This is a genomic window from Curtobacterium sp. UCD-KPL2560, assembly GCF_001705035.1.
Taxonomy (GTDB): Bacteria; Actinomycetota; Actinomycetes; order Actinomycetales; family Microbacteriaceae; genus Curtobacterium.
In genome coordinates this window covers 1-9,669 of sequence record NZ_MCIG01000095.1, presented here as the reverse complement: position 1 = coordinate 9,669, position 9,669 = coordinate 1, and the positions used below count along the sequence as shown (strand labels likewise).

The window sequence follows — 9,669 nt, the reverse complement described above, 5'->3', positions numbered from 1 at the left end:
GGCATCGTCGACCGCAACGCCTTCCGGATCGTGCAGCAGTCCCCGCAGCCGTCCCGGTCCCCATCCCTGTTCCGGTCCGTGCCAGGCCCGTCCCGTCGGCCGAGCGCAGCACGCCGAGGATGGCCCGCAGCTCGACGAGCGCGTCGCGGCTGGTGTCCTTGATGCTCGTGAGTGACTCCTTCGTCGCCTCGGGGAGCCCGGCGCCGAGGTGCAGTGCCACCCCGGCCTGCAGGTTGATGAGCGACATGCTGTGGGCGACCGAGTCGTGCAGTTCCCGCGCGATCTGGACGCGCTCGTCGCGGGCGCGCTGCTGCTCGGCCGCTACCCGGGCGCGCCGCCGCTCGGCGACGCGCTCGGTCCGGTCGCGGGCGAGCTCCGACACGACGATGGTCACGGTGACCCAGGCCAGGGCGAGGAAGACGCCGTCGAGATCCGCGCCGGACGACCGTCCGACCAGGTCGTCGGCGGTCGGCAGCAGCGCGACCGCGACGGCCGCGGACACCAGGACGGCGCTCCGGTGGCCACGGAACCAGGCGTTCGCCATCGCCATCGTGAGCGCAGCGACGAACGGTCCGCGCGCGGGGACGAGGACGGCGTACCCGACGGTCGTGCAGAGGGTGACCACGAGGACCGTCCGCGGGAAGGACCACCGCCAGGGCAGGGCGACGACGCCGGCCACGAGCAGCACGACCGCGAGCGGCACGACGTCGACGGGCGGGCTCGGTGGACCACCGATGACCCAGTGTGGTCTGGCCCCGGGGCCGGGACCGCTCGGCCCGCCCGCGACCCCCGAGGCGAGCAGGGTGCCGGCGATCTGCACGACGGCGATCGGGAGCACCCGCCCGATCCGACCGAAGCGCGACCCACCGAGGACCCGGCGGGTACCGGGCGGCGATGCAGGGGCGTCGGTGGTCACGGGGCGAGCCTAGGTCCGTCGATCCCGCGCGACGACCCGTCAGCGCCGCATCTGTGGACTACTCCCCCGGGCGTACCCGGCTGTGGAGGAGGACCGCGGGACCCACCGCGGGAGCAGACGGAAGTGGGCCTCCCCGGCGGACGCGTGGCGTGCCTCCAGGCCGGACGATCGTCCTGTCGCACCAGCGACGACCACCGGACCACAGGAGGACCCCGTGCACACCGCTCTCACCACCCTCGCCGCCGTCGGCCCCCACTGGCACGCCGGCCCGCCGTTCCCGGCGTTCCCCCTGCTCCTCGTCCTCGTCCTCGTCGTCGGCGCCGTGTTGTTCGGCGTCCTGCGCCGCGGATCGTGGCGGGCGCGCTCGGACGCCCGGTCGGTCCTCGCCGACCGGTTCGCCCGCGGCGAGATCGACGCCGAGGAGTACCGCGGACGCCTGTCCGAGCTCAGCCGGAAGTGACCGCGAGTGCCGACGTGATCGTCGCCACCGTGTCGTCGACGGGACCGTCGATCGACACGAGGACGGCGGTCTCGTCGGCCTGCGGGCGCTCGAGGGTCGCGAACTGCGAGTCGAGCAGCGACGTCGGCATGTACTCGTGGTGGCGGTGCGACTGGCGCTCCGCGACGAGGTCGTGGGAGCCGTCGAGGAAGGCGATCACCAGGTCGGGCGCGGCCGCACGCAGCCGGTCCCGGTAGGCGCGCTTCAGCGCGGAGTTCGCCATGACGCACCGGTGCCCAGAGGCCTGGACCTCGGCGATGCGCGTCGCGCAGGCGTCGAGCCACGGCCAACGGTCCTCGTCGGTGAGCGGCACGCCCTGCCGCATCTTCTCCTTGTTCGCAGCCGGGTGCAGGTCGTCCGCGTCGACGAAGACGCTCAGCTGGCCCTGCTCGGCGAACGCGTCGGACAGCGCCTGGCCGATGGTCGACTTGCCGGAGCCGGAGACCCCCATCACGAGCACGGGCGGGAGGACGTCGCTGTCGGTCATCCCTCCACAGTATGGGTCTGGTGAACGCTCGTCCCCAGTTGCCACAGCATCCGTGCGGACCGGGGCGACGGCTCGTAGGTTGGGGCCAACGTCAGGACGAAGGAGACCCACGTGGCAGAGAACGACGGACAGGCGAACATCGGGGTCATCGGCCTCGCCGTGATGGGGTCGAACCTCGCACGGAACCTCGCATCACGCGAGGGGAACACGGTCGCGGTCTACAACCGCACCTTCGCGCGCACCGAGGAGTTGATGCGTGAGCACGGCGATGCCGGGTTCATCGCTTCCGAGGACATCGACGGGTTCGTCGCGTCGCTGTCCAAGCCACGGACCGCGATCATCATGGTGCAGGCCGGCAAGGGCACCGACGCCGTCATCGAACAGCTCGCCGAGCGGTTCGAGGAGGGCGACATCATCGTCGACGGCGGCAACGCGAACTTCCACGACACCATCCGTCGCGAGCACGACCTCAAGGAGAAGGGGCTGAACTTCGTCGGGACCGGCATCTCCGGTGGCGAGGAAGGGGCCCTGCACGGTCCGTCGATCATGCCGGGCGGCTCGGACGAGGCCTGGGAGACGCTCGGGCCCATCCTGAAGTCGATCGCCGCGGTCGCCGAGGGCGAGCCCTGCGTGACCCACATCGGGACCGACGGTGCCGGCCACTTCGTGAAGATGGTGCACAACGGCATCGAGTACGCGGACATGCAGCTCATCGCGGAGTCGTACGACCTGCTCCGTCGCGCCGGGGGCCACAGCGTCGAGGAACTCGTCGAGATCTACGGCAAGTGGAACGAGGGAGACCTGGAGTCCTACCTGATCGAGATCACCGGCGAGGTGCTCAAGCAGCAGGACGCCGACACCGGCAAGCCGCTCGTCGACGTCATCCGTGACGAGGCCGGCTCGAAGGGCACCGGTGTCTGGACCGTGCAGAACGCGGTCGGCCTGGGCATCCCGGTGTCCGGCATCGGCGAGGCGGTGTTCGCGCGCGCCGTGTCGTCCAAGCCGTCGCAGCGTGCCGCCGTGCAGCAGTCCGTGCAGCGGCGACCGGACGTCGTCGAGGTCCCCGACACGTTCGAGGACGACGTGCGCGCCGCGCTCTACGCGTCGAAGGTCGTCGCGTACGCGCAGGGCTTCGACGTCATCATCGCCGGCGCGAAGGAGTACGGCTGGGACATCGACCTCGGCAACGTGGCGAAGATCTGGCGGGGTGGCTGCATCATCCGGGCGCAGTTCCTCAACCGCCTCGTCGAGGCGTACGACGAGAACCCGGGACTCGAGTCGCTCCTCGTCGACCCGTACTTCGCGAACGCCGTCGCCGAGGGCGAGGCCGCCTGGCGCCGGATCGTCGGCATCGCGGTGGCGTCGGGCATCCCCGCACCGGGCTTCTCGTCGGCACTGGCGTACTACGACTCGCTCGCGTCCGACCGTCTCCCCGCGTCGCTCATCCAGGGCCAGCGGGACTTCTTCGGCGCGCACACCTACCAGCGCATCGACAAGGACGGCACCTTCCACACCCTGTGGTCGGAGGACGACCGCCGCGAGGTCGAGCAGGAGCCGTCGACGCACTGACGTCCGCAGGAGCACCGACATCGGCGGGTGCACCGCGAGGGTCGCTCCGGGAGGAGCGGCCCTCGTGTGCGTCAGGCGACGATCCGCTCCCGGGCGAGATCGGCGACCAGCCGGTCCAGGCGCGGACCGCGGCCGAGCAGGCGCTTCGACCCGGGTGCCGAGCGCACGAAGAAGGTCGCGACGGCCGTCGAGTCGTCGGGACGCACGTAGTGCAGGGCGACCGCGCTCGCGCGCCGCTCCCCGTCGACGTCCTCGATGCCGACGTGCACCACCCGGCTCCAGCGGATGACCAACAGCCTGGTTGCCCGACGCTCCTCGAGTTCCCAGAGCGAGGCCTCGGTCGCGCCGAACGCCCACGTGACCCGCTGTCCGAGGTCGGCGTCCGGCCGCGCCCGGCGCACCGCGTCCCGCAGCTCCGGTGTCGGGGCCGCGGGCACGAGCCAGACCGTCGGGTCGATGCGGCGGATCGCCAGGGCCAGGGCCTCGTCCGCGCGACGACGACGGACCGCCTGCGCGCGGACGACCGCGGCACCGACGAGGAGGACCCCCGCGGTGATCGCGAGCAGCTCGACGACGCCGAGGAGCGTCAGGTCGGTCTGCGGCGCCGCCGTCACGACGGCGACGCGGGTGCCGAGCAGGACGGCCCAGACGGCGAGGACCACCCAGCGCAGGACGGTGATGCGGCGCGCGGTCGACATCCGACGCCGCGGCACACCGGCACGCGGCGACCGCTCGACACGGCGCCGGCCGGTGGCACGTCCGCGACCACGTCGGGGGACGCGGTCGGGGGGCTTCGGCACGGTCCGATCCTCGCACGGGTGGCGGGCAGCGCGCTGTGGCGGTCGGTGAACGGTCCGGGAACCCGGTGGGTGGCAGCGGCTCCCTCCTCCACAGGCCCCGACGGCAGTCGCGCCGTCCACAGTCCCCCGACTGTCAGCGCATCCGGGGTCCCGCCGACCTACGCTGCTCGGGTGACCACCGCAGACCGTCCGCCGGCACCCAGCACGACACCGGCACACAGCACGACACCGGGAGACGACGCTCCGCAGCCCCCGGTGGGCCGCCCGGTCCTGTTCGCCGCTGCCTGCGGGGTCGTCGCGGTCGCCGTCTTCCTCGGCGTCGCGGAGCTCGTCGCGCTCCTGCTCGGTGGGGCGGGCAGTCCGCTCGTGGCGGTGGGGTCTGCGGTGATCGACCTCGCACCGCCGGCCGCGAAGGACCTGATGGTCGGGCTGTTCGGCACCCGTGACAAGGCCGCGCTGTTCGTGCTGATGGCCGTCGTCACCGCCGCGGTGAGCGCCGGCGCCGGCGTCCTGGAACGTGCACGGCCGCCGTTCGGTGCCCTCGTGTTCGCGCTCGGCGGCGTCCTCTCCCTCCTGTCCGTGACCACCCGCACCGGGAGCGGGACGTGGGACGGCGCCCCGACCGTGCTCGGCGTCGCCGCGGCGGTGGTCGTGCTCCGCGTGCTCCTGCAGCGGCTCCGACGGTGGGAGGCGGCTGCCGCGGTGCCGTCCGCCGCACCCCGGCCCGCCGGGACGGAACGCCGCGCCTTCCTCGTGTGGGGTGCCGCGACCGCGGTGACGGCGGTCGTCGTCGGCAGTGCCTCCCGGATCGGGACCTCCGCGCTGCAGGCGGCCGCGGCCGCGCGTCGTGCGATCCGCCTCCCGGCGCCCGCGACGGCCGCCCCCGCCGTGCCGGCCGGTGCCTCGCTCGACGTGTCCGGCATCAGCCCGTACGTGACGCCGAACACCGACTTCTACCGGATCGACACCGCGCTCCGCGTACCGTCGATCGACCCGGCACAGTGGCGGCTCCGCATCCACGGCGCGGTCGACCGCGAGGTCGAGCTGACCTGGGACGAACTGCTCGCGCTCCCGCTCGAGGAACACATGGCCACGCTGAGCTGCGTGTCGAACGAGGTCGGTGGCGACCTGATCGGCAACGCGATGTGGCTCGGCTACCCCATCCGCGAGCTCCTGGCCCGGGCGGGTGTGCACGACGGCGCCGACATGGTGCTGTCGCGGAGCAGCGACGGTTTCTCGGCCGGGACCCCGCTCGACGTCCTGCAGGACGAGGGGACGGCGGCGTTGCTGGCCGTCGGGATGAACGGTGAGCCGTTGCCGCCGGAGCACGGGTTCCCGGTCCGCATGGTGGTGCCCGGCCTGTACGGCTACGTCTCGGCCACGAAGTGGGTCACCGAGCTCGAGGTCACCCGGTTCGCCGACGCACAGGGCTACTGGACGCCCCGCGGGTGGTCGGAGCGGGGGCCGGTGAAGCTCGAGTCACGGATCGACACCCCGCGCGACGGCAGCACCGTGGACGCCGGAGCAACGGTCGCGGTCGCGGGCGTCGCGTGGCAGCCCCACACGGGCGTCAAGGGCGTCCAGGTGCAGGTCGACGACGGTCCGTGGCAGGACGCGACGCTCGCGGACTCCGCGTCGGCGGACACCTGGCGCCAGTGGGTCTGGCGGTGGCAGCCCACCGCGGGGTCGCACCGCCTGCAGGTGCGGGCGATCAGTGCCGACGGGCAGGTGCAGACGAGCGTCGAACGGCCGCCGGCGCCGAACGGTGCCTCCGGGTGGCACAGCGTCCAGGTCAGCGCGGGCTGACCCGACCGGTGCGGGCTGAACCGCCGAGTGCGGGCTGACCCGACCGGTGCGGGCTGAACAGCCGAGTGCGGACGGCGCCCGACCACCCCGGGCCGAGCCGGCCGTCACGGACTGCGCCGGGTCAGCGCGGTGGACCGCCGGTCAGCTCGGACGGACCGCCACCACGCAGGTCCCGTCGACCGCGTCGTCGTGCACGACCTCGACGGCGAAGCCCGCGGCTGCGAACGCCGCCGCGGAGGTCGCTGCCTGCTCCGCCGACACCTCGATGACGACCGCACCGCCCGGCCGGAGCCACTCCCCCGCGCCCGCAGCGATCCGGCGGTGCAGGTCGAGCCCGTCCGGGCCGCCGTCGAGGGCGACCGTGCGCTCGTGCTCCCGGGCCTCCACGGGCATCAGCGCGATCTCCGCCGTCGGCACGTAGGGGGCGTTCACGGCGACGACGTCGACCGCCCCGCGGAACCGGTCCGGCAGCGGCGCGAACAGGTCGCCCGTCACGACGATCCCGCGGTCGCCGATGTTCTCCGCGGCGACGTCCGCTGCGTCCGGGTCGACGTCGGCCGCCACGAGGTCGAGCGCACCGACCCGGCCGAGCAACGCGACCGAGATCGCGCCGACCCCGCAGCACAGGTCGACCACGCGGTCGTACCGCTGGAGCCGCCGGGCTGCCTGCTCGACCACGACGGTCGTGCGGGTGCGCGGGACGAACACGCCCGCGGCGACACGCACCCGGTGCCCGTCGAAGGCCGCCCAGCCGAGGACGACCTCGAGCGGCTCCCCGGCGAGCCGACGCTGCACGAGCGTCCGGAGTCGCACGGGGTCGCCGTCACCGGCCTCGAGCAGGAGGTCGGCCTCGTCCTCGGCGAAGACGCTGCCCGCCGCCCGGAGTCGGGCGGCGAGCGCGTTCCGCGCGGGGTGGACCGGGGCGGTCACGATCGCGCGACCGGACCGCGACGGCGCATCCGCCGGGCCGGAGCGGTCACGATCGACCGACCCGACCGCTCCGGACCCGTGCGCTACGCCGCACCGTCGAACATCGAGGTGACCGAGCCGTCGTCGAAGACCTCGTGGATGGCCCGGGCGATGAGCGGCGCGATCGGCAGCACCTCGAGGCGCTCCCACCGCTTCTCCATCGGCAGCGGCAGCGTGTCGGTGACGACGACGCGGTCGATGAACTTGCTCTGGAGCAGCTCCGTCGCGGGGTCGGAGAAGACGGCGTGGGTCGCGGCGACGACGACACCGGTGGCGCCGGCGTTCTTCAGGGCCTCGGCGGCCTTCGCGATCGTGCGGCCCGTGTCGATGAGGTCGTCGACGAGCAGGCAGACGCGACCGGACACGTCGCCGACGATCTCGTGCACCGAGACCTGGTTCGGGATGAGCGGGTCGCGACGCTTGTGGATGATCGCGAGGGGCGCGCCGAGCTTCTCGGACCAGATGTCGGCCACGCGCACGCGCCCCATGTCGGGCGACACGACGGTGAGCGTCTCGGGGTCGAGGATCTGCTTGAAGCGCTCGAGCAGCACCGGCATCGCGAACAGGTGGTCCACGGGGCCGTCGAAGAAGCCCTGGATCTGCGCGGCGTGCAGGTCGACGCTCATGATGCGGTGCGCGCCGGCCGCCTTGAACAGGTCGGCGACGAGGCGGGCCGAGATCGGCTCGCGGCCGCGGCCCTTCTTGTCCTGACGGGCGTACGGGTAGAACGGCGCGACGACCGTGATGCGCTTCGCCGAGGCACGCTTGAGCGCGTCGACCATGATGAGCTGCTCCATGAGCCACTCGTTGATCGGCGCGGTGTGCGACTGGATGACGAACGCGTCGCAGCCGCGGACCGACTCGTCGAAGCGGGCGTAGAGCTCACCGTTCGCGAAGGTGCGCGCGTCGGTCGGGACCAGGTCGACGCCGAGCTCGGCGGCGATCTGCTCCGAGAGCTCCGGGTGTGCTCGTCCCGAGACGAGGACGAGTCGTTTCTGGCCGGTGGTCTTGATTCCGGACAAGTGCGGTGCTCACTCCCTGACCCCGTGGGGTCGATGCCGACGGCCGGGTCAGGCTGTCGTGTTCTGTTCGCCGTGCGCGCGCCGAGCCGCCTCGGCCGCCGGCGAACCGGGCCGGTGTTCCTCGACCCATCCGTCGGTGTTGCGCTGCGGGGCGTAGCTGATGGCCAGCGACCCGGCCGGTACGTCCTTGCGGACGGTCGTACCCGCGCCGGTGTACGCCCCGTCGCCAATCCTAACGGGGGCGACGAAGACGTTGTGCGATCCGGTCCGCACGTTCGACCCGACCTCGGTGCGGTGCTTGTGCACGCCGTCGTAGTTCGCGGTGATGGTGTTCGCCCCGATGTTCGAGTCCTCACCGACCTCGGCGTCGCCGATGTACGACAGGTGCGGCACCTTGCTGCCGCGGCCGATCACGGCGTTCTTCGTCTCGACGAAGGTGCCGATCTTGCCCTGGTCGCCGAGGATCGTGCCCGGTCGGAGGTAGGCGAAGGGGCCGACCGACGCGCCGGCACCGACGACGGCGAGGGTGGCGTCGACGCGGTTCACCGTGGCGCCGGCCCCGACCTCGGTGTCGCGGAGCGTCGTGTCCGGCCCGACGACGGCACCGGCGGCGATGGCGGTCGCGCCGAGGAGCTGCGTGCCCGGCAGGACCTCGGCGTCGGGCTCGATCGTCACGTCGAGGTCGATCCAGGTCGTGGCGGGGTCCTGCACGGTCACGCCGGCGAGCTGGTGCCGGCGGACGATGCGTGCGTTGAGCTCGCGTGCCGCGTCGGACAGCTGCGCGCGGTCGTTGATCCCGGCGACCAGCCACGGGTCGGTCAGCGTGACGACGTCGACCACGCCGCCGCGCGCCGCGACGAGGGCGGGGACGTCCGTGACGTACTTCTCGCCCTGCGCGTTCGCGGTGGTGAGCTCGGGCAGGACCGCGCGCAGGTGCGTGACGTCGAAGGCGTAGATGCCGGCGTTGGCCTCGGTGATGGTGCGCTGCTCGTCGGTCGCGTCCTTGTGCTCGACGACCCCGACGAACGCCCCGGAGGCGTCGCGCACGATCCGACCGAGACCGGTCGGGTCCGGGGCGAGCGCGCTGACGAGCGTCACGGCGTTGCCGACGTGGGCGTCCGCGAGCCGCCGCAGCGACGCGGCGTCGAGCAACGGCACGTCGCCCGAGAGCACGACGACCGCTCCGTCGAAGTCGGCGGGCAGCGCCTGCACGGCGACCTCGACGGCACGACCGGTACCGGGGACGTCGTCCTGGTCGACGACGATCGCGCCCGGGGCACGCTCGGCGACCTCGGCCGCGACGCGCTCCCGTTCGTGCCGGACGACGACGACGACGTGCTCGGGCTCGATGGTCGAGGCGGTCCGGAGCACGTGCGCGACGAGCGGCAGGCCCGCGAGGCGGTGCAGCACCTTCGGGGTGGACGACTTCATGCGGGTGCCCTGGCCGGCGGCGAGGACGACGACGGCGATGCGCTGGTCGGTCATGCCTCCATCCTGGCGCACGCCGGCCGGACGGGTGTCACCCCGCCGACCGGACCGGTGTCACCGCCGGGCTGGACCGGTGTCACCCGCCGGGCCGGACCGGCACCCCCCGCCGGCCC

At 73.1% G+C, this 9,669-nt stretch carries 9 protein-coding genes; 3 read left to right on the top strand and 6 right to left on the bottom strand.

What is annotated here, in order from left to right; translation table 11 throughout:
* The coding region (locus BEP24_RS14900; protein WP_141693481.1) for a histidine kinase dimerization/phosphoacceptor domain-containing protein at positions 1 to 916 on the bottom strand (916 nt) is incomplete at its 3' end.
* Positions 917 to 1,130: 214 nt separating this feature from the next.
* Between BEP24_RS14900 and BEP24_RS14895 the strand changes: the two genes are divergently transcribed.
* On the top strand, positions 1,131 to 1,376 hold the full coding sequence (locus tag BEP24_RS14895; protein WP_065964730.1) for a hypothetical protein: 246 nt from the start codon (positions 1,131 to 1,133) through the stop codon (positions 1,374 to 1,376).
* Here BEP24_RS14895 and BEP24_RS14890 read toward each other — a convergent pair.
* The gene (locus BEP24_RS14890) at positions 1,363 to 1,902 is read right to left on the bottom strand and encodes a gluconokinase (RefSeq protein ID WP_065964727.1); all 540 of its coding nucleotides are present in this window, start codon (positions 1,900 to 1,902) and stop codon (positions 1,363 to 1,365) included. The genes BEP24_RS14895 and BEP24_RS14890 overlap by 14 nt on opposite strands.
* A gap of 111 nt (positions 1,903 to 2,013) precedes the next feature.
* Between BEP24_RS14890 and gndA the strand changes: the two genes are divergently transcribed.
* Positions 2,014 to 3,471 carry an NADP-dependent phosphogluconate dehydrogenase gene (gene gndA, locus BEP24_RS14885; RefSeq protein ID WP_083230407.1) on the top strand — a complete coding sequence of 486 codons (1,458 nt, stop codon included), beginning with the start codon at positions 2,014 to 2,016 and terminating at the stop codon, positions 3,469 to 3,471.
* Between the two features lie 71 nt (positions 3,472 to 3,542).
* On the opposite strand, the gene BEP24_RS14880 is transcribed toward gndA, so the two are convergent.
* The gene (locus BEP24_RS14880) at positions 3,543 to 4,271 is read right to left on the bottom strand and encodes a hypothetical protein (RefSeq protein ID WP_139197253.1); all 729 of its coding nucleotides are present in this window, start codon (positions 4,269 to 4,271) and stop codon (positions 3,543 to 3,545) included.
* 255 nt (positions 4,272 to 4,526) lie between these two features.
* Here BEP24_RS14880 and BEP24_RS14875 point away from each other — a divergent pair, with 255 nt between their 5' ends.
* Positions 4,527 to 6,077 (top strand): molybdopterin-dependent oxidoreductase, encoded by a 1,551-nt coding sequence (locus tag BEP24_RS14875; RefSeq protein ID WP_083230406.1) that lies wholly within the window; start codon positions 4,527 to 4,529, stop codon positions 6,075 to 6,077.
* A 141-nt stretch (positions 6,078 to 6,218) separates the two neighbouring features.
* Here BEP24_RS14875 and BEP24_RS14870 read toward each other — a convergent pair whose 3' ends face one another.
* The 3 genes from BEP24_RS14870 to glmU form a co-directional block, all read right to left on the bottom strand.
* Positions 6,219 to 7,007, bottom strand: a complete 789-nt coding sequence (locus BEP24_RS14870) for a putative protein N(5)-glutamine methyltransferase (protein ID WP_065964722.1) — start codon at positions 7,005 to 7,007, stop codon at positions 6,219 to 6,221.
* A gap of 83 nt (positions 7,008 to 7,090) precedes the next feature.
* Positions 7,091 to 8,068 carry a ribose-phosphate diphosphokinase gene (locus tag BEP24_RS14865; RefSeq protein WP_065964720.1) on the bottom strand — a complete coding sequence of 326 codons (978 nt, stop codon included), beginning with the start codon at positions 8,066 to 8,068 and terminating at the stop codon, positions 7,091 to 7,093.
* Positions 8,069 to 8,116: 48 nt separating this feature from the next.
* Positions 8,117 to 9,553, bottom strand: coding sequence for a bifunctional UDP-N-acetylglucosamine diphosphorylase/glucosamine-1-phosphate N-acetyltransferase GlmU (glmU, locus tag BEP24_RS14860; RefSeq protein WP_065964718.1), 1,437 nt, complete (start codon positions 9,551 to 9,553; stop codon positions 8,117 to 8,119).
* Positions 9,554 to 9,669: the final 116 nt, after the last annotated feature.

Excerpts from the sequence above, each read along its gene's own strand:
- BEP24_RS14890 (WP_065964727.1), bottom strand. The coding sequence starts at position 1,902 with ATGACCGACAGCGACGTCCTCCCGCCCGTGCTCGTGATGGGGGTCTCC.
- glmU (WP_065964718.1), bottom strand. The coding sequence starts at position 9,553 with ATGACCGACCAGCGCATCGCCGTCGTCGTCCTCGCCGCCGGCCAGGGC.